This window comes from Paenibacillus sp. FSL R7-0189, assembly GCF_037969925.1.
Classification (GTDB): domain Bacteria; phylum Bacillota; class Bacilli; order Paenibacillales; family Paenibacillaceae; genus Paenibacillus_AQ; species Paenibacillus_AQ odorifer.
Window position 1 is genome coordinate 1253397 of the sequence record NZ_CP150223.1, and the last position, 22398, is coordinate 1275794.

Below are 22398 nucleotides of genomic sequence, written 5' to 3' on the forward strand. Positions count from 1 at the left end.
ATAGAACTGTGTTATCGGACTAGGTCGTTATTCCCTCCTTACATTAGATCGAACCCTCGCTTGGGAAACGCTTTTCATGTAAACTATAGAATAAGTTGTTCATACGGCTGAGGGATAAATACCAAGGCGAAATATGCAAGGGTGGAGGTTTCATCGTTATGCTTCTTCAAGCGACAGGAATTACTAAATCATATGGTATACAGAACGTACTGGATGGCATAAGCCTACAGGTAAATGAAAAGGAACGTGTCGGGCTAGTGGGTGTGAATGGTGCCGGCAAATCGACTTTTCTACAAATTCTGGCCGGTGAGATGTCTTATGACAGCGGTCAAATTCATAAATCAAAAGAAACAACAATCGGATATTTAGCTCAGAATAGCGGACTGCAATCTGACAAAACCATTCATGAAGAAATGATGGCGGTCTTCGCTCCGCTGATCGAAGCCGAAACTGAGCTGAGAGAGTTAGAAGTAAGTATTGCTGATCCTAAGCTCGCGGAAGATCCCAAGCGGTACGAAGAACTGCTTGAACGATATGCGCGGCGTTCGGATTGGTTCAAGGACCACGGCGGCTATGAAATGAATACACGGATTCGCAGTGTCCTACACGGCATGGGCTTCAGTGATTTTCCACCGGATACACCCATTTCTACCCTTAGTGGAGGCCAAAAGACCCGGCTCGCGCTGGCCCGTATTTTGCTTCAGGCTCCGGATCTTCTGATGCTGGATGAGCCTACTAACCATCTGGATATCGAAACGTTAACGTGGCTGGAGGATTACCTCCGCAGCTATGCTGGCGGGATTCTGGTTGTATCCCATGACCGTTATTTCCTAGACCGGCTCGTGACTACTATTGTAGAGATCGAGCGGCACCAGTCCCGGCGTTATACAGGTAACTACAGTCGGTATGTAGATTTGAAGGCTGCCGAATATGAAGCACGGATGAAGCAATATGAGAAGCAACAGGATGAAATTTCGCGGATGGAGGATTTCGTTCAGAAAAATATTGTCCGGGCATCCACCACAAAACGTGCACAGAGCAGACGCAAAGCGCTTGAAAAGATGGATCGTCTAGATCGCCCAATGGGCGATCTGAAGAAAGCTAGCTTCTCCTTTGAGCCAGACTTCATGTCTGGAAAAGAGGTGCTTCAAGTGCGCAATGTTGCGGTTGCCTTTAATGAAGGTTCACCTTTATTCAAGGACGCCTCTTTTGAGCTTCGTCGCGGGGAGACTGCTGCCCTGATTGGTCCCAATGGTATCGGTAAATCCACGCTGCTGCAGTGTATGACCGGAACCCGTGAGCCTTCTGCCGGAACGGTGAATTGGGGCACTAAAGTAAAAATTGCTTATTATGATCAGGAACAAACCCGACTTAATCCACAAAATACGGTTATGGAAGAACTGTGGAGTGAATATCCAATGATCGAGGAAGCCAGAATTCGTACGATCCTTGGCAATTTTCTTTTTAGCGGAGAGGATGTTCTTAAGAAAATTTCCGCACTCAGCGGCGGCGAAAAAGCTCGGGTTTCGTTATCTAAACTAATGCTCCGCGGTGCAAATATGCTAATTCTCGATGAACCTACCAACCATTTGGATCTGGTCAGCCGTGAGGTTCTGGAATCTGCTTTAATTGATTTCGAAGGCACCCTGCTGTTCATCTCCCATGACCGTTATTTTTTGAACAAAATGGCTGAACGCGTACTGGAGCTGCATCCCGAAGGGATCGACCAATACCTCGGCAACTACGATGACTATGTCGAGAAGAAACGAGAATTAGAAGAGATTGCAAAAGATGCCGCTGAACTAGCTACTAAAAACGTCAATAAGGACACTGCTGTACCTGAAAAAAGCGCTGTAACCTCTTTTGAAGCAGACAAGCAGGCTAAGCGTGAAGAGCGTAACCGCAAACGGCGTATCGCAGAGCTTGAGGAGAACATCGCCACACTCGAAGAATCGATCGTATTTATAGAGCATGAAATGACTAAACCTGAAGTTTATCAGGATTATTTAGCACTTCAAGGTTATGAAGAGGACCTAAAGAACAAAAAATCTCAGCTGGCAGATTTCTTTAGCGAATGGGAAATCCTTGCTGACGAATAATGTAAATCCTCCTTATAAATATTTTTTCATCGTTCTAGATTTGTTCATAAATAGTTATCCACAGCTCTATACACAGGTTTCGTGTATAACTCCCTACTTTAAAAGACCCTTCGGGGTCTTTTTTATGCGTTAAATCGGTATTTTCAAGGAAAAGGAATTATTATCCACGGATCTATCCACATTATCCACAATTCTCACAGTGTTTCATTGCCAACAAAATTGTTTATTAGAGCATTTTGAAAAAAGCCGTTATTGCTGATTTTACGCACTTTTTACACAACTCAGGCAGAATATGTGGATAACGTTGTCCACAACTTGACAAAAGACGTAACCCCATTTTACAAGACCGAATTTATGCTAAAAAAGAACCCGCTATCTCCTAAACTGACAGCGGGCACGTCGTATTTTAGACAATCTGTGTAGAGAGCAGGGCAGCATTACAGGCTGCGATATAAGCGATGCCAGCCGCCATAATTATATCTTGGTGAGTGGCCGTGCCTCTGAATTTTAGGCCCTCCCACTCCACCATCACCGCTGCTTCTGCTTGAGCATTCTCTCCGCTTCCAAGCGAATGAAGCTCGAGTCCTGCAAAGTCTATCTCCTCAGCAATCCCTTGCCCAATAGCGGCGATAATCGCTTCAAGCGGGCCTTCGCCAGTGCTGGTATGTGACGTTTCCCGGCCAGTCTGCAGATGGCGTACCGTAACTGCGGCTACACGGCGCTGGGCACTGCCCGCCAATACCTGAACCTCACCCAGCTCATAGACCTGAGCTTGTTGTCCGGTTGTACTGCTTACCATTTGCAGCAGCTGGTCATCACTTACGACCTTTTGACGGTCAGCGGTCTCTTTAAAGGACTCATAAAGTGCATCCAGCTCCGCAGGCTCCAGCGTTATTCCATACTTCGCAGCCCGATCCTTCAGCGCATGTCTGCCAGAATGTTTGCCCAGAATGATCATGCTGCGGGGGATGCCCAGCCGTTCGGGATCCATAATCTCATAGGTACTACGATCCTTGAGCAGGCCATCCTGATGAATCCCGGATTCATGCTGGAAGGCATTTCTTCCGACGACCGGCTTATTATAGGCGATTGGGAAATGCATCGCTCCACTAATCAGCCGGGAAGTATCATACAGTTTATCAAGCACGATACCTGTTTCTGCACCGATTGCATCGCCGCGGGTTTCGAGCGCCATAACAAGCTCTTCCAGCGCGCAGTTCCCTGTGCGCTCGCCTACACCATTCACGGTGACTTCTATCTGAGTCGCCCCTCCATCAATCGCTGCCAGACTGTTAGCTACAGCCAGCCCCAAGTCATTATGACAGTGGGCACTATAGCTGACCTTGCCGCCACCTCTTGCTCCCTGCCGCACTCTCCGGAACATCTCGCCATATTCATGTGGCAATGCGTATCCTACTGTATCCGGCAGGTTAATAATGGAGGCCCCTTCCTCTATAACTGCCTCAACCATTTCAATCAGATCATCAATCCCTGTCCGTGCAGCGTCCATGGCCGTGAATTCAACTACATCACAGAATTGTCGCGCATAAGCCGTCATCTCGCGCGCTTTAGCTACGACTTCAGCTCTGCTCATACGCAGTTGATGCTGCAAATGAATATCAGAAGAAGAAATAAACAAGTGAATCCGCCGACGTTCAGCGTCTTGAGTGGCCCGGACTGCAGCATCGATGTCTCCTTTTACGGCCCGCGCGAAACCACAAATCTCCACGTTGCGCACCTTGCGCGAAATCGTCTGCACCGCTGCAAAATCTCCAGGACTCGATACCGGGAACCCCGGCTCCATTACATCAACACCCAGATCAGCAAGCTTATAGGCCAGCAATATTTTTTGCTCAGGAGTCAGACTCGCCCCAGGGGCTTGCTCACCATCGCGCAGAGTCGTATCGAAAATTTGTATACGTTTCTTAACTGGAATAATCATCTGAATTCCTCCTAGTTTGTTTTCATGTAATTGGATGCCTTATCTCTATCCTATGCTTCAGCGCAGAACCACACGTCGACTTGCGGTTCTGCCCATTTCCCACCCACTGCTGCCGGCAGCTGATACAAATGAATCTCTGCACAATGTGCAGAGCGTTCAATTTTGGCGTCTTATGTAGCGATGAGTCCATTCCCCGGACTTCTTCTACAAGAACGCAAAAACCCGCCGTCTCTAATAAAGAGACGGCGGGTTACCCCTCCGCGGTACCACTCTTTTTGACGCATGGGCTGTCTTAATAACAAGCCTTAAAGCTGCGTCCAGCTCTTCTCCCCGGTTCAATCTGGCGTGCCAGCTTAAATCCGGAAAGGTCCGATAACGAGGACAGCCGTAGGCAGCGTACTCTTGTTCCGCCGCTCCGCTCCCGGGCGAGCTTCAAGAAATCCGGTGACTGCGTCGCACCAACCCGCAGCTCTCTGTTCACCGTCAAACTCTACTACTCCCGTTCTTAGCGTGTGTAATATAAATTATTCACCACTCTAAATCCATACAAAAAAGCCTGCCATCTCATTCAAGAGACGACAGGCTGTTAACCTTCGCGGTACCACTCTTGTTGATGCTCTGTATCGGCTAAGTTACTGCCGATTCCAATTGAACATCCACTCTACGGTCCAGTATGTTAAGTACTAGACCACCCTATCACGGAGGTTACCCGTAAACGGTGTACAAACGTTCCGGCGACAATTGCCAGTAATGCTTCCACCGCTCCGCTCCCAGACGAGTTCAGGACTCCTTCGACTGCGTTGCACCCACCCGCAGTTCTCTTATCCCAGAGTATCCTTACTACTTCCGCTCATCGCGTTTGCTTGTTTAATTGAACTGATTATACTCGTTAGCTCCAAATGATGTCAATAGGCAGATACAGACCATTGTTCCAGTGAGAATCCAGGGTCAGCAACCATATCCAGCGGTATTCCACCGTCATGCTGCCACTTCACGTATGCAGCCGCTCCAATCATCGCCGCATTATCCGTGCAATACACCGGTGGAGGAATAATAAGTTCAATGCCCTCAGTTTCACAGCGCGAAATTAATGCCGAGCGGAGTCCACCATTAGCAGCGACCCCCCCACAGAGCAATAACTGTCTGGAGTTAGTGGCTTTAACGGCGCGTATCGCCTTTTCCACCAGCACTTCAACTACGGATTCTTGAAACCCCCGGGCGATGCCTGCGACATTGGGTTCAAGACCTTTCATTTTGCTCTGATTCACCACATTCAGCACCGCCGATTTTAGACCGCTGAAGCTGAAATCATAAGAGTTCGGCTCCAGCCATACCCGCGGCAATGCAACAACTTCCGTCGCTTCGCGTGCCAGGCGGTCTACATGGGGGCCACCGGGATAAGGGAACCCAAGCGCCCGAGCCACTTTATCATATGCTTCACCTACAGCATCATCACGCGTGCGGCCGATAATTCGAAACTCACCCTCACGCTCCATATGAACCAGTTCAGTATGTCCACCTGACACCACTAGTGTCATACATGGATACTGCAACTCTGCAACCAGGCGGTTAGCATAGATGTGACCTGCAATATGATGTGTGCCAATTAACGGCTTGCCCCATGCAAGAGCAAGGCTTTTAGCTGCTACTACCCCGACCAGTAAAGCTCCCACCAAACCCGGGCCTTGAGTCACCGCTACCGCAGTCAATTGTTCGGGTGTAACGCCTGCCTTGGCGAGCGCTTCCTCGATTACGAGCGTAATTACCTCCACATGTTTACGGGAAGCCACTTCTGGCACCACGCCCCCAAAAGCACGATGTGTCTCTATTTGACTCGAGATGATGTTGGATAACACTTCTGATCCGTTTTTGACCACGGCCACCGAGGTTTCATCACAACTGGTCTCTATAGCAAGTATTAGTACAGGTTGAGCTGCGCCCGTTTCTGTCTTCATTTCAAGTCCACGCTTCCTTCCAAATAGCCATGCTCCTTATACTCCGGTAGATCCGCCCACATAATGAGTGCATCCTCGCGATTATCGGAATAATATCCTTTGCGCGTACCGGCAGAACGAAAGCCTTTTTTACGATATAAATTCTGAGCTACCTCGTTGGATACCCGCACCTCAAGCGTAATGGATTTCATGCCTACGTAAGAGGCAGTATTCATTAACTCCTCCAACAGGCGCTCCCCCCATTTACGTCCACGATAAGCTTCGAGTAAGGCAATATTCGTCACATGTGCCTCATCCACGATAGCCCACATTCCAGCATAGCCAATGATATGACCTGCCAGCTCCATGACCATGTATTTAGCAAAATGATTATGCGTCAGCTCATTCCGGAAAGCTTCCTCCGTCCACGGCATGGTAAAGGCTTCGCGCTCAATAATAAGAATGTCCGGAATATCCTCCAGCTTCATCAGACGAAAAACAAGGTCAGCCTCTTGTGCTCTCAATGATTCCACTTCCGTCATCGTTTTAAGCCTCCTTTACTACTTAACCGCAGATTGGCCTCCGCTTCCGAAATCTGAGTATAGTTAGGGATCAAGCTATGAATATCATCATTCTCTACTTGCAGCCGGGCTTCACCAAGGAAGCCTGTCCAGCGGCCCTCCAGCTCATATGGAACAGCTACAGAAGTGCCGAGTTCCGCCAGCGGATGTAGTGATTCTTCGCTGCCATGTACAGCGGTTTCTCCAACAAACCATAGAATAGCTGGTTTAGTTCCTTCGGCTGAAGCCTGTTGTAAACGTTCTGCCAAGTACTCCACCCAGTCGGCCATCAACCGGATGGCATCTGGTTCAAGGCGGCTAAGAGAACTATTCCCATCCGCTGCGAATAATCCTGTGTAGACCTGTCCCCGGCGCGCATCCATCAGTGGAATGATCCAGTCTGGACCGTAGCCACTGTTCGCAGTGGCTTGTCCTGACTCTGCTGTCGTCTTATTCTTAAGGGCTGTTTCATACCCACCCCATGCCACAGCATGCAAGCTCGAAATACCAACTACCGGGACATTCCATGCCCAAGCCAGTGTTTTGGCAGCCGTAACCGCGATCCGTGTTCCCGTATAAGATCCCGGGCCCACACCAACCGCAATCCCGCCCAGATTAGCAACGTTTGTTCCCGAAGCTTGCAGCGCCTGCTCTATAATCGGCAGCAAATGCACCGAATGATTCCGTTCACCGGAAGCATTAATTTCATGCAATAATTCTCCATTCTCGGTCACTGCAACCCCCAATACGGCAGTTGATGTATCCAGCGCTAAAAGCCGCTTGCGCGGCTCTGTATTCTCGTTCGTCATTTTTATTAACCCCACTTCTGGATCAGCTCCCGGCAAAGCTCACCATAAGGTGCCCCGATTCCGGTCACCGTAATGATTCGTTCCTCCGGTCCAACTGTTTCCATGTATATATGCATATGCCGCGGCGGCATTAACTCCGTAATAATACTGCTCCATTCTACCAAACAAACACCCTGACCATAGAAATACTCATCCAATCCAAGCTCATCTGCTTCCTGAAGTGAAATTCGATATACATCCATGTGATATAACGGCAGACGACCTTCGTACTCTTTAATAATAGTAAAAGTAGGACTGTTTACGATCCCTTTCACTCCAAGATGGCGAGCGTAACCTTGCGAGAAGGCCGTTTTTCCTGCGCCTAGATCACCGTCCAAACCGATAACCATGCCTGCCGTTGAAGCAGCAGCTATTGCACTTGCCAGTTGCTCCGTATCCTGCAGATTGTAAGAACGGTAAGTGAACACCGTTTCGACTGTTTTGTCCAACTATAACTACCACCTTTTAAAATATCCCTGTCGAAAACCATTACATTCAATTATATCGGTATGGTCCATCCACCGCAACAACTGTCCCTGCCCATTGTTTAAGCCGAAGGAGGTACAGCCCTCTTCTTCGCTTGCGTGGTTAAGCTGGATTTCGATAATGAACACTGCGAGAAAAGGCTATGTAGAATCATTCCAGGGATAATCACTAAGATTCCGACCATGACAATAAAGAGGGTGAAGGCGAAGACAGGATCAGCATTTTACCTAATAATGCGAATAATACCTCCAGAGATTGAGTGGCTTCGACTACCGCTAATCCGCTCATACTGCTCCTTACCATATCCGTAGCTTGAAAAAATAATACTGTCGCAATAACTCCTGAACTCAGCGCAACAATAATGGACTTTCCTGCCTGACCCAATATATTGGTTTAAATCTTACACCGTCAACCTTGATGTCAGTTATGCTCCAAATCAAAAAAGAGACCTTTACGCAAACTTAAGCATAAAAAGTCTCTTTTTTTAAAAACTATAATTCAGCTTTAACGTACGCTCTAAGTAGACCTTTGTTAGTGCTCTTGCTCTTCGAGTCGTTCAACACCCACAGTGTGCGTATTGGTTGGTCGAGAGCCAACTTGTACCGTAGCCATTCCGTTCTCTTCATCCACATGTTCAATCCAGACAGGCTCCCCATCCAAATGTACACTTACAGTCTCTTTAGAAGCATAAATATCCTGTGCCCGTTTGACGTCCACAACTGTTCTCCTCCTTTATCTTTCCTAAAGTTTACGATTCTAAGGGTGACGTATCTTCGAGGGTTCGTTCTGCATCCAGCTTTTCCGAATCGGATACCTGACTGGCCTCCGTGGGCGCAATAATGCTCTCCCAATCCACAACTGTGGCCGGAATATCCTGCTCGCTCAGCGCATCGCTCCATTCGTTATCTCTTGGTTCCATACCTTAGATTCTCCTCCTCAACTTCACAGGTCCGAATTTATTTTTTCCCAAGCTTCTCAAAAAATGCACCCGGCTAGAAAAGCCTTTCCTGCCTCATACTAACCCAAAGCAAATCAACTTAGATCAGGAGGTGTTTCTCATGCATACCGTTTGGAAAGGAGCCATCAGCTTCGGGCTTGTGCATGTTCCGGTTAAAATGTTCTCCGCTACGGAAGACAAGGACATTTCTCTGCGTTATATCCATAAGGAATGTGGCAGCCCACTGTCGTATGTACGCAAATGCCCGGTATGTGACAAAGAAGTAGCTTGGGAAGAGATCGGTAAAGGATATGAGTATGAAAAAGGGAAGTTTGTGCTCTTCGACAAAGAGGAATTGGATCAACTATCCGACGAGACCAGTAAAAGCATCTCCATTCTCGACTTTGTAGACCTGACGGAAATCGATCCGATTTATTTTCAAAAAACCTATTATTTATCCCCGGATCAGGCAGGATCAAATGCTTATCGACTTCTTATGGAGGCCATGAAGCAGACAGGTAAAATTGGCATCGCCAAAATTTCAATTCGCTCAAAAAGCAGTCTGGCAGCGATCCGTGTGCTTGAGGATTGCCTTGCGATTGAGACCATTTTTTATCCCGATGAGGTGCGGCCGATCTCACAAGTGCCCGGTCTGCCCGAAGCAGGGACAGTGAACGATAAAGAGCTGGAAATGGCTAAGCTGCTGATCTCACAGCTATCCACTCCTTTTGATCCGGCAAAATATACCGATGATTATCGCCAGCGTATGCTTGATCTGATTTCACATAAAATTGCAGGCGAGGAATTTCATATCGCTCCTGCTAAACAGGAAAGCAATGTGATTGATCTAATGGCTGCCTTGCAGGCCAGTATTCAAGCTGTGCAGCATATTCCTTCAGACCCTGGTCCTTCATTAACAGGCACCACAAAAACCAAAACTAAAGCGGCTCCTGCTGCCAAAAGAAAAACAACCAAGACCAAAACAACCGCCGCGGAACCTGCGGAGCAGCAAAACGAGGTCTCCGGGCCGACTCCTGTTATTACGCCGAAACCGAAACGCCGCAGCACAAAAAGCAAAACAACCGTATCTTAGGAGGCTCTGCGGATGAAGCTTCAGCCCATTATTCCTTTTGAACCTATACTGGCTGGGCAGCTTCCAGCAGGTGACCAGTGGATCGCACAAATTAAATGGGACGGTGTGCGGATGTTGTCCTATTACGATGGAAGCACTACTCAGCTTATTAACAGACGTGGCAATTACCGTACCATGCAATACCCGGAGCTTACTGATGTATCTGCTTACTGCAAGGCTGGCTCCGTTATTCTTGATGGTGAGATCATCGCACTCAAGGACGGCAAACCCTCATTTCACGAGGTGATGCGGAGGGACAGTTTAAAAAATGGTTCCACGATTTCCGTCGTTAGGCATCAGGTTCCTGTCATTTATATGATTTTTGATATTCTGTTTTATAATGGCCAATCGACGATGGATCAACCATTATTCTTGCGGCAGCAGCTGTTAAGTGATATTCTGCTGCCCCATCCCCATGTTCAAGCTGTGCCAAGTTATACCGATCCTACAGAACTGTTCGCCGCCACTCAGAACCAGCGTTTGGAAGGAATCGTCTGCAAGGACATCAACAGTACTTATGCTCCGGGCGGAAAAGATAAACGTTGGCAGAAACGCAAAATCAGTTCTGACATTACAGCTGTAGCCGGGGGTGTGACGTTCCGTGACGGTATCGTCAACGCACTACTTCTTGGTCTTTATGATGATAAAGGAAATTTGCATTATATCGGACATGCCGGTCCGGGCAAATTGACTGTACAGGATAAACGCGACTTAACTGCGGAGGCACACCGCCTTAAGCTGGATCGGATGCCCTTTGCTGATGTTCCACAGCGAGGCAAGGGTGCTTTTTGGATAAAGCCGGAGCTCGTCTTCAAAGTTCATTTTCTGGAATGGAACACCTCAGGCACTCTGCGTCAGCCTGTTACTCAAGCTAAAGTGGATCTTCCCCCGGAGTCATGCACAATGGAGCAAAAAGGATAAATTAATAAAGAAACGTCCTCCCAATCTGAAGTGGGAGGACGTTTCTTATTGCACTGTAAGTCTTGTTACATGGGCCTCCAGCTCTGCCTTTGTCTGCGCAGTATTTTTTGTACTCGTAAGCGTATAATCGACACTTCCATCAGCACTGGACCATACCAGCTGGACTTTAAGATCTCCGTGATGAGGCCCAAAAACTGTGTAAACCGCCTCAACTCCGTTGATGTTCAAATTCTCATCTTGGTCGCCAGGCAGCTGGGCCAAAGTCACCCCTTCCGGTAGCGTGTATGCAGGTGCAGATCTTAAATTCACCCTCTCTCCATTTCGTAGATAGGTGATAGAAGTTTCTGTATTGCTCCACTTCAAGCTTTGCGAAATCACCTTTTTACCCCCAGCTTGGGCTTTAGCTTTTAACTGATCCCTGAGGGTCTTATACTCTGAGCTAAAAAACATTGGAATCACTGGATTTAAAACGACATCCTGTAACTTATAATCCTCTGGTAGAGAAGTGGGTATCAGGAGTGACTTCCCGCTTAAGGAAAAAAACTTCTGCGCCGCTTCGTTTATAGAACTGAATCTATATGGCATATAGCTTATACTCAAGGTTTCATGTGGATTAGATTTCTTATCATTTACATACAGAACCTTAAGTTCGCCTGCTTGTAAGGGAACCGTATTTTCTTTGGCAATCAAAGCTTCAATCGTTGAAGATACGGGCGTATTCTGCTCAACGGGTGCGGTAGCTTTACTTTTATTATTACTCCCCGCAGGCACTGCGCCTGCTGTTCCACTCACCGCACTCATCAATACTAATAAGCTTAAGGCTGTAATCGCCGCGCTTTTCTTAATCGTCATTATAATATCCTCCTTTAGCCCCTTGGTTATTTGATCATGGTTTTAGCTACCGCCAACATTTCATTTGTCGTCAGCGTACTAGCCCGATTGTCTGAAAGGGTATATTGTATCGTGCCTGAGTTATCCAGCCACACTAGCTTTGTGTTAAAGCTTGCGTCTTTAGCGGAATCAGTTGTAAGTACTACTTTCCTGCCGTTGACCGTTAATTCTTTCTTAGTTTCCGAAGCTCGTACAAAAGGTACCGCTCCTTCTGGAAGTTTGGCGGGCGGCGACCCAGTTACAATGCTAAAATTAGCTTTTCCTTTGGCATACAGCTGCATAGACAAATTCGTCTGGTTCCAGCTGATGATTTTACTAAACAACTGTTTATTAGAATTACCAGCAGCTGCTGCTGCTTTCAATTCCTGCTCTAGTTGCAAGTACAGCTCTGAATCATTAGCTACAGCCGGTGGATAGATGATGGCTGTCGCCAGAGTGAAGCCTTTGGGAAGATTTCCGGGCTGCGGAGAAGACGGACCCTTTAGCGCTTTAAACTTAGCTGCAAAGGATTTATAGTCTTTAAAAACAAACCCTTTACCAGAGAAGCTGATCGTATCCTGTGGATTGGAGACTTTATCCCGTACGTAGTAGGCCAAAAGCGAACCTTCCTTCACTCCAGCTACGAGTGCCTGCAATTCCTTTTGAGTCTTCTGATCAGTTTGTGATGCAGCCTGCTGTCCTGATGCCACCGCAATTGTAAGGGACAAGCCAGGTACATCCACACCCCCGGCCACTCCTGTTCCCAGCAAGATTGCTGCAGAGAGTGCGATCAGTGTTTTTTTGAAATCATAATGAAGCTTCAATTTCTAACATCCTCTCCTTCAAAATGGTAATGTATTTTCACCACTTTTTTTAACTACACTTCTATAACAATCCATCATTAGAAAAAGGGACATTTTCTCACAAAAAAAGAGGTCGTCCCAAGCAACTAGTTCACGACTTTGGGGACAGCCTCTTTTTTGTTCTTAACATTACAAGTGACGCACCAAGTGATGCAATAAGTAAAGCATTTATAGAATAATTGGGGAATTTCTCCCTAAAATTCAGAGATTTCTATTCATCGGACTTATAATTAGGGAAAACTTCCCTGAAATTCAGCCAATTCGGCAACGAATAAAGAAATTCCCATGATTATTAGGGAGAAATTCCCTGATTTCGTTCATTTAGAGCAAATAGCGGCTATTTTCAGGGAGTTTTTCCCTAATTAGTTTAAAGCACTCTATACATTGCACAAACACAGAACGTAACGCCCATAGTCCACCGTCACATATACCACTAATTCCACAAAATCATCTACTGCAAGCCGCACGAAAATCACACATAGCACATCGCCCACCGCCCCAATCAGTAGCATAGAACACTACGCGTGGCATATCGTCACATGGCACAGTAATATCCATTACTTTTCCTATTCCATAAAAAAAGCTGCCTCCCAAGTAGAATTCACTACTTTTGAGACAGCTTCTCATATTGTACAGTTAGAACAAAAGTAGCTAGCGAATAAAACTGGTGGCAATCTTTTGCCATTGCTCACGGGTCAATTTACTCTCCTGCTTGTCGCTTAGAGAAAGAACCATCTGGGTGGCTTCATCATACCAATACAATCGATTCTGAGAAGACCAAGCTTTCTTCCCTTTTCCAGTACCCGCCGCGATAAAAACTGCCTCTTTCCCCGTGCCTGTCACAGACCATTTTTCAGCAGTCTGGCCTTCCAAGATAGACACTTGCATGGTATAACCCCTAAAGGCACTCTGCCTTAAGGATAGTGTTATTCTTTCATGTCCCTTGTGGTAGGTAACTTCAGCATTATCTATGGAATTTACAGCTATCTTCTCCATAAACAACTTTTGGCCAGTTTTATCGGTTGTAGCCTTTTTTTGAAATTGTTCAAGGATTTCTTCATATTCTGTGTCTAGCGACCTGTATAGGGGAGCTGCATTAAAAGTTCCTTGCTCGAATTCATAACCATCAGCTAACGAGGAAGGCAACCCTGGCCAGAAATCGCCAACATTTTTTAATTCTTTTACGAAGTCTTGATATTTCGAATACACCGGCGAAATAAAAGCAAACTGCAATTGATTTCCATAGCCTAACCCTAACTCCAGCTTATTTAATTCAGCATCCTTCACATAATAAGCAGCCATTTCCCCAGTGTTTAAACGAGCAAGCACTTGCTCTTTATAAGTCATAGATAAGCTCTGATACTTCTCTATCGCAGGCGAGGTTGTCGGATCAGGCGTATTATTATGCACCGTCTTCACAACTGCCTTCCCTCCGCTGTTCACTAGTGTAATAATACCACCTTGGGATTTTGTGATATCAATTGTAAACTGGCTACCTTGTTCCGATAACTTTCCATGTTCAGACAGCTGCAGAGCACCCAACCCGATAATCCCCAGCAATACAGCCGCGGAGACTCCAGTGAGCACTCTTTTTCTAAACCTAGACGGGTGTTGGGGCATCTCCTTTTGCTTCTGCATTATAGGATCTTCCGGTTCTGGGAACGGCTTCAGCTCGCTAACCATGCTCGTCCTTTCACCGTCAATCCTATTCTGTTGTTCATGAATTGCTCTTACCCGCTTCATAACAGCTGCTTTTACATCCAGCTCTTCGCAGCTCCCTACCGCATCCATTTTCTTGATCATTTTCTCTTCAACAAAGCTTCGTTGCCGCACCATTCCGTTCCCCCTTTCTGAGCATTCAGCATTTTACCAAGTTTCGTAATCGTTCGCCTGTATTTCTTCTTCACAGCATCAGTATTCTTATCCAGAATCTCCGCAATCTCCGGAAAGCTCTGTTCCTCAAAGATTCTAAGTACTAACAGGTTTCGCTCCTCTGTCTTCAGCTTCGCGAGGGCAAAAGTCAGATGTTCGTTAAATATGTAACGGTCCATCAACTGTTCCGGGCTTTCTGCAGGCGGATCTGGTTGAAAAAGCGCCATAAACTTTATTTGGCTTTGACGTTTGCGGATCAGACTGAGGCAATGATGGTAGGCAATTTTATATAGCCATGAAGAGAAGCTCGCGATAGGGCGGTATGTGCCTATATGCTGATATGCCTTTACCAGAATTTCCTGTACTGCATCCTCCGCTTCAGTACGGCTCCCAAGCAGCCGACAGCAATAGCGGTAAATCGGCTTTTGAAAAGCCTCGACGATCAAGGCATAGGAATCCACCTCGCCTGCCTGTACCCGAACAACGGTGTGCTCGATCCCGTCCAAAATCAGCAAACTCCCCTTTCTCATAAACGTATATCCTTATAAGTCTTATGATCATCCAAAAGGGACACTATGGGAATATTTTTTTCATGAAAAGGAGCAGACTGACACATAATACCTTCATTCCTATCACAGAAAGGAGTTTCCCCGATGCCGGCAGCGATCAAAGGTACAATTACCATAGACGGAGAAGAAATCATCATCACTAACCCAGAGAAGCTGCTGTGGCCCGAATGTGGCATTACCAAACGGATTTATCTGCAAAAGCTCGCTGCACTCTCTCCCTATCTGCTGCGTTATTGCCGAGACCGGCTGCTTACCGTCATTCGTTATCCGCACGGCATCTCTGGAATGTCCTTTTATCAAAAAAATGCACCTGATCCGCTTCCGGCCTTTGTCCAAACCGCTGTGCACGAGAATATTAACTATATCAAGCTGCAAGGTTTACCTGAGCTGATTTGGCTGGGAAATCTCGCCGCTTTGGAATTCCACCCTTCCCTGCATTATGTAGGCAGCGAGCTGCCCTGTGAGTGGATGATTGATCTTGATCCGTCACTTGAGATCGAACCTCGTATCATGGAAGCAACTGCGATCGTTGGGGCGGTCTTAACCTCCCTTGGCCTCTCCTCTGTACCCAAAACCTCCGGTGCTACCGGGGTGCAAATCATCGTCCCTATCGAGACTGGCGTTACTTTTGATGGATTGCGGAAAATCGGGCATTTTGTGGGTCGTTATGTCACCGAAAAGCATCCCAACCTGTTTACCCTGGAACGTCTAAAAAAGAATCGCGGAGATAAAATCTATTTTGACTACCTCCAGCATTATAGCGGCAAAACATTAGCTGCACCTTACACACCACGTGCAAGACCACTTGCTACAGTTTCTACACCCTTGCTATGGGAGGAGGTTCAGCAAAATGTATCTCCCTCTAATTTTCATCTGCTTAATATCGAGGAACGCCTTCAGCGTATGGGAGATCTTTTAGAGAAAGTGCCCCCACAGCCCGTTGAACAGCTCATCGCTAAGCTCCCATAAAGAGCAATCCCATTGAAAAAAGCCCCAAAAACAACAATAAGCCCGCAGCATCAACTACATGCTACGAGCTTATTTGGCGTCCCACTCAAGGACAGAAGGTATACTATATAAGAATACGGCATGCCGAGCTTTGTTCACCGTATTTATTGCTTTTTTATCCGTAAAAATACCTTCTTTCAGTTAATGATACTTAAGAGCTACGCTAGTGGATGGATTTCTTCTTGAAGCGGCCACCTTTAACATCATGAATGTTACCTATTGCGATGAATGCATCAGAATCCCAATCTTCAACAATGGTTTTAAGCTTAGCTTCTTCCAGACGGGTGATAACTACAAAGATCACTTTCTTGTTCTCACCGGAAAATCCGCCTTCTCCATCTAAATAAGTAACACCACGTCCAAGACGCTCTGTCAGAGCTTCCCCGATATCGCGGAATTTATCACTGATAATCCATACTGATTTCGATTGATCCAGACCTTCAAGGGTGATGTCAATAACCTTAAATGCAATATAATACGCAATTAGAGAGAACATCGCGTTATTCCAACCGAACACAAATCCAGCTCCGGACAAGATGAACAGGTTGAAGAACATAACTACTTCACCTACAGAGAAGGGAAGCTTCTTGGCTACTAAAATCGCAACAATTTCTGTACCGTCTAGAGATCCCCCGAAACGTACAACCAACCCAACACCTACACCTAGAATAATACCGCCAAATACGGCAGCAAGCATCGGTTCAACTGTAAAGGCCTCTACATGATGCAGCATTGAAGTGCCGATAGACATAAGTAAAATCGCATATAAGGTAGATAAGGCAAATGTCTTACCGATTTGCTTATAACCGATTAACAGGAACGGAAGGTTGAGCAGTGTCAATAATATACCCAGAGGAATGTCGAATAAATGTGATAACATAATGGAGATACCGGTAATCCCGCCATCAATCATTTGATTAGGTACTAGGAATATCTCAAGTGCAACAGCCATCATGGCGGCCCCTACGGATAACATGATCATACGCTGCGCGAACTTAGCCATTTTATGGGCACCGGTCTTCTGCAGTTTGTTCTGCTCCTCTTTGGTAAACATTTGTGGACTCACATTCATAGAACTCCCCCTACAATTTAACAGTATAGTTTTGAAACATTCGGAAGTATAATTACAATCTATACTTTCTTACATTTCTTCTTATACAATTATTATATCACAAAATATGCTCTAATAATGAATGGAACACGTACTATCCTTCGAAAAATTCAGATTTAGTCCTCTTTCCGGTCATAACAGCGGTGATAACAACTGACATAGCCCTTCACCGAGTTTGACAATTCTCCCTCTCTCCTTAAATTTTACAGGATCAATGAATTCACTGTTCTTTTGATCCTTTTCAAATCCCGCGACTAGCACTGCTATCGTCTCAGGATGCAGCAAAACCGCTGTCATTTCGAAATTAGAATAGAAGCTGCGCATATCCAGATTCGCACTTCCCACCGTACCCAGCAGATCATCTACAATCATGACTTTGGCATGCATAAATCCTTTGGTGTAGCGATAGAACTTCACGCCTGCATCTTGTAAATTCTCCAGATAAGACAAAGAAGCATGATAAACAAGCTTATTATCAGGCTTCGCCGGAATGATGATTCTAACATCCACTCCACGAAGGACTGCACTCTTCAAAGCACGACAAATCGCAGGGTCCGGAATAAAATACGGTGAAGTAATCCAAATTCGTTCCCTAGCAGAGCAAAAAGCGGCAAAATACATCTCTTGAGAAGCATCGATCGCAGCATCCGGTCCACTTCCTACAATCTGCACGGCTTCTTGCTCCTTACAAGAGTGCTCAGGGAACAAACGAGGATGACTCATACCTTCACCAGAGGCCAGTCTCCAATCCTTCAGGAAGACATACTGAATATAATAAACAGAATCTCCTTCTAAACGCAGATGGGTATCGCGCCAGTAACCCATCTTGGCGTCCTTTCCTAAGTAATCATCCCCGATATTCATTCCACCCGTAAAACCAATCAATCCGTCCACCACTAGGATCTTCCGATGATTGCGGAAATTAAACCGACGGTCTAGTAAAGAACTAATCGGAGGTAAAAAAAAGTGGAACTCCACCCCGGCATTTCTCAGGGTTCGAATAAACCTACGGCTTAATCGATGGCTGCCCAGTCCATCACAAAGCAAACGCACCTTTACTCCCTGCCGCGCCTTTCGAATCATAACGTCCTGAAACTGTTCTCCGATCTCATCATCACGATAAATATAAAATTGCATGTGGATATGTTCTTTTGCCTCTTCCATGGCTTCCAGCATAGCGTCGTAAGCTTCTCTTGCAGTTGACAGTACTCTGCTTTTGTTATGGCCTGTAATAGGCCCTTCCGAGAGCTTTGCAAGCAAAACCAATAAACCTTCGTTATTCTCAAACTGAGCGTTGCCAGTATCCGACGCTTGTTTTACTACCTTAATCTTACCAGTGACATACGAACGGATTTCCCGGAAGAGTGAAGTACATCTTTTGTTCAATTTTCTATTCTGTCTGTAGTCACGACCTAGAAAATAATAGAATGCCAGACCGAGCGGTGGACAACAGAAGGAAATAAACAACCATGCTATAGCCCTTTGCGGGCGGCGGTACTCCAGAAATACAATCAATGCAATCTGTATGATAAAAAGAATTAGAATTATCGCGAAAATCTTCAATTCTCTACCCCCTCAATTCATAAAAACAGATGCAATAGACTCTCTGCGATGACTCTAGTACAGGTTTTGCCGTAACTCTCCTTCTTTATTCAAACAAACCGTTGTCATGTTCCTGAAAGATATGGAATACATAGAGTAGTAGGACAATTCGGATGAGCCTAATGGAAGAAAAGTCGTTAGCCTCAGGTATCGCAAGCGGCTGCCATAAGCCGCAGAAAGGAGAAGCCATGAAGAGTCAGCCAGATCATAAACGGATTACGCTGCTTGTCGTAAGGGATGCCGGACGTCCAGTCAAACAGCTCCACATCTCCAAACCGCTAGCGTTCGCCTTGCCGGCAGCAGCAGCCCTGTCTATCTCCAGTCTGGTCACCTCTATGCATTTCCATGCCTCTCAGTCCATCTCACAGCTAGAAGCCGAGGCAGCCGCACTATCGCTAACCAATCTCCGCATGGAAATGAAGGTCGCCGACAAGGATAAAGATTTAACGCAGCTTCGTAGCCAGGTCAGCGAACTTTCGGAAGAGGCAGATAACATTAAAGATAAGCTGAAGAGTGTAAATGCACTGGAACAGGAGCTGCAAGCATTGATTAACAAAAGCAAAGGTGCTGCTGCCGCTACAGACACGAATGAATCCCAACCGGAGAAATCCGCAACAGAAAAATCAAAAGCTGGATCGGCCACTTCAAATTCAACATTAGGTTTATCGAGCCGTCTTTCTTCTCCTGTTCCTAAAGAGACCTCCTTTAAGCAGAGTACTGAAGAGGACTCATCTTCCACTTCTCTATCCGCCATAAGTTTCCGCTTTGGGGCCATCACCGCAGCCCTTCCAAAAACACTCACCCCACAGGTTGGTGGAGAATACATCGCGGTGTATCAGAACGACGCAACGAGCTTGGTGGAAGAAACTAAGGATGACTTTGAGGAGATTCACGGGATGCTTGATGAAATGGTGGAAAGTATCACACAGACGATCACACAGGCAGAGCATGAGAATAACGTACAGGCAAATCTGCAAGCTCAAAAGGCCCGTGCAGAAAAGGCTAAACTTAACGCAGTACCGCTCTGGCCTACCGAGTCCAAAGTCATTTCTTCAAGCTTCGGCTACCGCTCAGATCCATTCAAAGGTTTGTCTGCGTTCCATTCCGGTGTCGATATTGCTGGGAACATCGGTGATCCTGTATATGCTGCCTTAGATGGCGAGGTTATTACTGCGGAACAAATGGGCGCACGCGGAAAATACATCGTGATTAAGCATTCAAATGGATTGGAAACCTGGTACATGCATTTGAACGGAATGATCGTATCTGCGGGAGACAAGGTTAGCAAGGGGCAGAAAATCGGCTTGCTTGGAAGCACTGGCCGAAGCACAGGTCCTCATCTTCATTTTCAGGTTGTGAAGCAGAATAAAACTGTCAACCCTTTGGCGTATGTCAAACCCTAAAGGGTTGCATTTAATTTCAAAATAGGAGGAATTTATAAATGTGGAACAAACGGCAGCAGCGTGTCCCCTTTAAATCTACCGATTCCCTAATTGGGCATGGAGGAACACTGGAGGGTAAGGTCCAATGTGATACAAACCTGCGGATTGAGGGTACCTTTAGCGGTGAGATTATTTGCAGTGGTGTCGTAACTGTAGGAGAAGAAGGAACAGTGCGCTCCAGTATTAAAGCGGAGGAAATCGTGATCGCCGGCAAAGTATACGGGGATGTTACGGCTGATCGCAGACTCATTATGACCGGAACCGGGGAGTTGCATGGCAATATTTCAGCAGGAGCACTTAGCATTATGGAAGGCAGCCTCCTGAATGGCTCCATTGCCATGCAAGAACAGCCCACCTCTGAAAAAGCAGGTGAGCCCAAAAGTAATATGAAAAAGGACAAGGCAGCCAAGCGCTCCTCCAAAGCTCAAGGAACACTTGAAGCCGGCTAGACTTATTTCTATGAAGCAACGTCCCTTTTACGGAAGACAATCCAGGAAATGGCCAGGAATAGGATATAGTACACCGCTAATACAGCTATGGAGAAGCCAAGTGTAGAGCCCCCCGGACCCGTATCCGACAATAGGTAGCCTCTTAGATCCATATGTGTGAAGATCAAGTATTGGGCCCATTCAAACCGTTCTGGACTAAAAATAACCGTAAAAATACTCTTGGCAAACATAATAAATAAGGATAATCCAATAGCCAGCCCACTTGCGCGGAATACGCTAGATACCATGAAAGCCAGAGCAGCAGTCAAGAAAAGCTCAATGTAACGACATAGGAGATCTAGGAAGGAATATTCCGCTGGACTCCAAGCCGTAATGGATGACATCGTATCTCCCGAAGATGAGGAGAAGATTAACGAAGCACCAAACCCAAAAGCAATCAATACTGCGGTGCTAAGCAAACTGAATAACACCATGGAAATATATTTCGAGAGCAGGATCTTGGAGCGACTCCACGGGCGAATCAGCAGCAGCTTGATGGTTCCCCAGGTAAATTCGCCCGCTACGGAGTCAGAAGCCACTACAACGGTAAAGATTGTATTCAAGAAGAACGCAATACTCACCGTCATCTGAAAATTGTCCCAAAGCCCCAGAAGCGATGAATCGCCTTCGCTTGTGAAATAAATAAGCGCAGGAAGCAGCACGCTCATCACTGCAAGAATAAGCAGCATAATCCATGTGCGGACACGGCTGTATATTTTGATATTCTCATTATGTATGAGAGCTGTAAACTCACCCAATTCCTTCACCTCCTGTAACCTCTAAGAATTGATCCTCCAGCGTACGGGCAAGAGTTCTGATGTTATATACCTTAATCCCACCTGCCACTAGCTTGGCATTTAATTCTGCAATCTCCTCACGCTCTGCCTCAAGCACAAGTCCCCCACTCTTAAATACTCCACGTCCAATGAGGGCTAACGCAGCTTCAGCATTATCAACCTCGAACAAGGTTTCTCCCAGAGGCATTACAGTATTGCCTACCCCTTTTAGCTGCTTCACATCCACCAGTCGTCCATTTTGGATAATCGCTACGCTGTCACACATGAGCTCCATCTCGGAAAGTAAATGACTGGAGACGAATACAGTTGTTCCTTCTTCCTGACATAAACGGCGTAAATAGTCTCGGAGCTCGCGTATCCCTTGTGGGTCCAGCCCGTTGGTTGGCTCATCTAGAATCAGCAGCTTGGGTCTGTGCAGCAGTGCTTGAGCCACTCCCAGCCTCTGACGCATACCTAGCGAATAGGTCTTAACTTTATCATGAATTCTTTGACCCAGTCCGACTAGCTCGACAACCTCATCTATCCGTTGCTTCGTTACCCCTGGTACCATCCGTGCATATTGGCGCAGATTCTGATAACCTGTGAGGAACTTGTACATCTCTGGATTTTCTACAATGGCCCCTATATTTGCGATAGCCTCTTCAAAATGGTTTTTAATACTACGGCCACAGATCAAGATGTCTCCACGACTAATGGAAATCAATCCTACCATCATCCGTATTGTAGTAGTCTTACCTGCTCCGTTGGGTCCCAAAAAACCGAAGATTTGTCCAGGCGGGATGTCCAGCGTTAAATCGCTCACCAGCGTTTTCGAGCCGATTTTTTTGGTGACTCCCTGCAGGCGGGCAACAGGCTCCATCAATATTTCTGTATTCGACATAGTCTCACTTCCTTTCATCTATAACCTAGTTTACCAC

General features: G+C 46.3%; 21 protein-coding genes, 1 pseudogene and 2 other annotated features. Of the genes and pseudogenes, 6 read left to right on the forward strand and 16 right to left on the reverse strand.

Annotation, left to right across the window (positions count from 1 at the left end):
• The first annotated feature begins 158 nt into the window (after positions 1-158).
• Complete coding sequence (locus tag MKY63_RS05445; RefSeq protein WP_036676516.1) at positions 159-2099, forward strand: ABC-F family ATP-binding cassette domain-containing protein; 1941 nt, start codon at positions 159-161, stop codon at positions 2097-2099.
• 406 nt (positions 2100-2505) lie between these two features.
• On the opposite strand, the gene MKY63_RS05450 is transcribed toward MKY63_RS05445, so the two are convergent.
• From MKY63_RS05450 to MKY63_RS05485, 8 genes and pseudogenes are all read right to left on the reverse strand, one after another.
• Positions 2506-4041: a 2-isopropylmalate synthase gene (locus MKY63_RS05450; RefSeq protein WP_036676518.1), complete on the reverse strand. Its 1536-nt coding sequence runs from the start codon at positions 4039-4041 to the stop codon at positions 2506-2508.
• 235 nt (positions 4042-4276) lie between these two features.
• Positions 4277-4557, reverse strand: a binding site (T-box leader).
• A 52-nt stretch (positions 4558-4609) separates the two neighbouring features.
• Positions 4610-4904: a binding site (T-box leader), on the reverse strand.
• Positions 4905-4946: 42 nt separating this feature from the next.
• Positions 4947-5996, reverse strand: coding sequence for a tRNA (adenosine(37)-N6)-threonylcarbamoyltransferase complex transferase subunit TsaD (gene tsaD, locus MKY63_RS05455; protein WP_339811904.1), 1050 nt, complete (start codon positions 5994-5996; stop codon positions 4947-4949).
• Positions 5993-6517 (reverse strand): ribosomal protein S18-alanine N-acetyltransferase, encoded by a 525-nt coding sequence (rimI, locus tag MKY63_RS05460; protein ID WP_036676521.1) that lies wholly within the window; start codon positions 6515-6517, stop codon positions 5993-5995. Before rimI ends, tsaD begins: the two co-directional genes overlap by 4 nt.
• Positions 6514-7344 carry a tRNA (adenosine(37)-N6)-threonylcarbamoyltransferase complex dimerization subunit type 1 TsaB gene (tsaB, locus tag MKY63_RS05465; RefSeq protein ID WP_076274401.1) on the reverse strand — a complete coding sequence of 277 codons (831 nt, stop codon included), beginning with the start codon at positions 7342-7344 and terminating at the stop codon, positions 6514-6516. Before tsaB ends, rimI begins: the two co-directional genes overlap by 4 nt.
• 5 nt (positions 7345-7349) lie before the next feature.
• On the reverse strand, positions 7350-7811 hold the full coding sequence (gene tsaE / locus MKY63_RS05470; protein ID WP_235219385.1) for a tRNA (adenosine(37)-N6)-threonylcarbamoyltransferase complex ATPase subunit type 1 TsaE: 462 nt from the start codon (positions 7809-7811) through the stop codon (positions 7350-7352).
• 119 nt (positions 7812-7930) lie between these two features.
• A pseudogene (locus MKY63_RS05475) lies at positions 7931-8241 on the reverse strand (multidrug resistance efflux transporter family protein); the annotation flags it as partial.
• A 159-nt stretch (positions 8242-8400) separates the two neighbouring features.
• Positions 8401-8586, reverse strand: coding sequence for an H-type small acid-soluble spore protein (locus MKY63_RS05480; protein ID WP_036676525.1), 186 nt, complete (start codon positions 8584-8586; stop codon positions 8401-8403).
• A gap of 31 nt (positions 8587-8617) precedes the next feature.
• A complete protein-coding gene (locus MKY63_RS05485) occupies positions 8618-8788 on the reverse strand; it encodes a hypothetical protein (RefSeq protein WP_155288087.1) in 171 nt (56 codons plus the stop codon).
• A 139-nt stretch (positions 8789-8927) separates the two neighbouring features.
• On the opposite strand from MKY63_RS05485, the gene MKY63_RS05490 reads away from it, so the two are divergent.
• Together MKY63_RS05490 and MKY63_RS05495 are read left to right on the forward strand one after the other, a co-directional pair.
• A complete protein-coding gene (locus MKY63_RS05490; RefSeq protein WP_038568938.1) occupies positions 8928-9899 on the forward strand; it encodes a Ku protein in 972 nt (323 codons plus the stop codon).
• A gap of 12 nt (positions 9900-9911) precedes the next feature.
• Positions 9912-10859, forward strand: coding sequence for an RNA ligase family protein (locus tag MKY63_RS05495; protein WP_038568937.1), 948 nt, complete (start codon positions 9912-9914; stop codon positions 10857-10859).
• A 45-nt stretch (positions 10860-10904) separates the two neighbouring features.
• Here the strand turns inward: MKY63_RS05495 and MKY63_RS05500 are convergent, their stop codons facing one another.
• The 4 genes from MKY63_RS05500 to MKY63_RS05515 all read right to left on the reverse strand — a co-directional run bounded on the left by MKY63_RS05500 (position 10905) and on the right by MKY63_RS05515 (position 14994).
• The gene (locus tag MKY63_RS05500) at positions 10905-11711 is read right to left on the reverse strand and encodes a hypothetical protein (protein ID WP_076104239.1); all 807 of its coding nucleotides are present in this window, start codon (positions 11709-11711) and stop codon (positions 10905-10907) included.
• Positions 11712-11737: 26 nt separating this feature from the next.
• The gene (locus MKY63_RS05505) at positions 11738-12553 is read right to left on the reverse strand and encodes a hypothetical protein (protein ID WP_076214102.1); all 816 of its coding nucleotides are present in this window, start codon (positions 12551-12553) and stop codon (positions 11738-11740) included.
• 690 nt (positions 12554-13243) lie between these two features.
• Positions 13244-14428 (reverse strand): hypothetical protein, encoded by a 1185-nt coding sequence (locus MKY63_RS05510; RefSeq protein WP_339811909.1) that lies wholly within the window; start codon positions 14426-14428, stop codon positions 13244-13246.
• Positions 14392-14994, reverse strand: a complete 603-nt coding sequence (locus MKY63_RS05515; RefSeq protein WP_254857077.1) for a sigma-70 family RNA polymerase sigma factor — start codon at positions 14992-14994, stop codon at positions 14392-14394. Before MKY63_RS05515 ends, MKY63_RS05510 begins: the two co-directional genes overlap by 37 nt.
• A gap of 123 nt (positions 14995-15117) precedes the next feature.
• Between MKY63_RS05515 and ligD the strand changes: the two genes are divergently transcribed.
• Positions 15118-16002, forward strand: a complete 885-nt coding sequence (ligD, locus tag MKY63_RS05520) for a non-homologous end-joining DNA ligase (RefSeq protein ID WP_036676536.1) — start codon at positions 15118-15120, stop codon at positions 16000-16002.
• A 202-nt stretch (positions 16003-16204) separates the two neighbouring features.
• Here the strand turns inward: ligD and MKY63_RS05525 are convergent, their stop codons facing one another.
• A complete protein-coding gene (locus MKY63_RS05525; RefSeq protein WP_232061500.1) occupies positions 16205-17044 on the reverse strand; it encodes a YitT family protein in 840 nt (279 codons plus the stop codon).
• Between the two features lie 240 nt (positions 17045-17284).
• The gene (gene cls, locus MKY63_RS05530; protein ID WP_339811911.1) at positions 17285-18715 is read right to left on the reverse strand and encodes a cardiolipin synthase; all 1431 of its coding nucleotides are present in this window, start codon (positions 18713-18715) and stop codon (positions 17285-17287) included.
• Positions 18716-18876: 161 nt separating this feature from the next.
• On the opposite strand from cls, the gene MKY63_RS05535 reads away from it, so the two are divergent.
• Positions 18877-20157: a peptidoglycan DD-metalloendopeptidase family protein gene (locus MKY63_RS05535; RefSeq protein ID WP_339811913.1), complete on the forward strand. Its 1281-nt coding sequence runs from the start codon at positions 18877-18879 to the stop codon at positions 20155-20157.
• Positions 20158-20195: 38 nt separating this feature from the next.
• Entirely contained in the window at positions 20196-20645 is a 450-nt protein-coding gene (locus tag MKY63_RS05540; RefSeq protein ID WP_038568928.1) for a polymer-forming cytoskeletal protein, read from the forward strand.
• An 8-nt stretch (positions 20646-20653) separates the two neighbouring features.
• Here the strand turns inward: MKY63_RS05540 and MKY63_RS05545 are convergent, their stop codons facing one another.
• Positions 20654-21442, reverse strand: coding sequence for an ABC transporter permease (locus MKY63_RS05545; protein ID WP_076137194.1), 789 nt, complete (start codon positions 21440-21442; stop codon positions 20654-20656).
• A complete protein-coding gene (locus MKY63_RS05550; RefSeq protein ID WP_232061156.1) occupies positions 21435-22361 on the reverse strand; it encodes an ABC transporter ATP-binding protein in 927 nt (308 codons plus the stop codon). The genes MKY63_RS05545 and MKY63_RS05550 overlap by 8 nt, the downstream gene beginning before the upstream one ends.
• Positions 22362-22398: the final 37 nt, after the last annotated feature.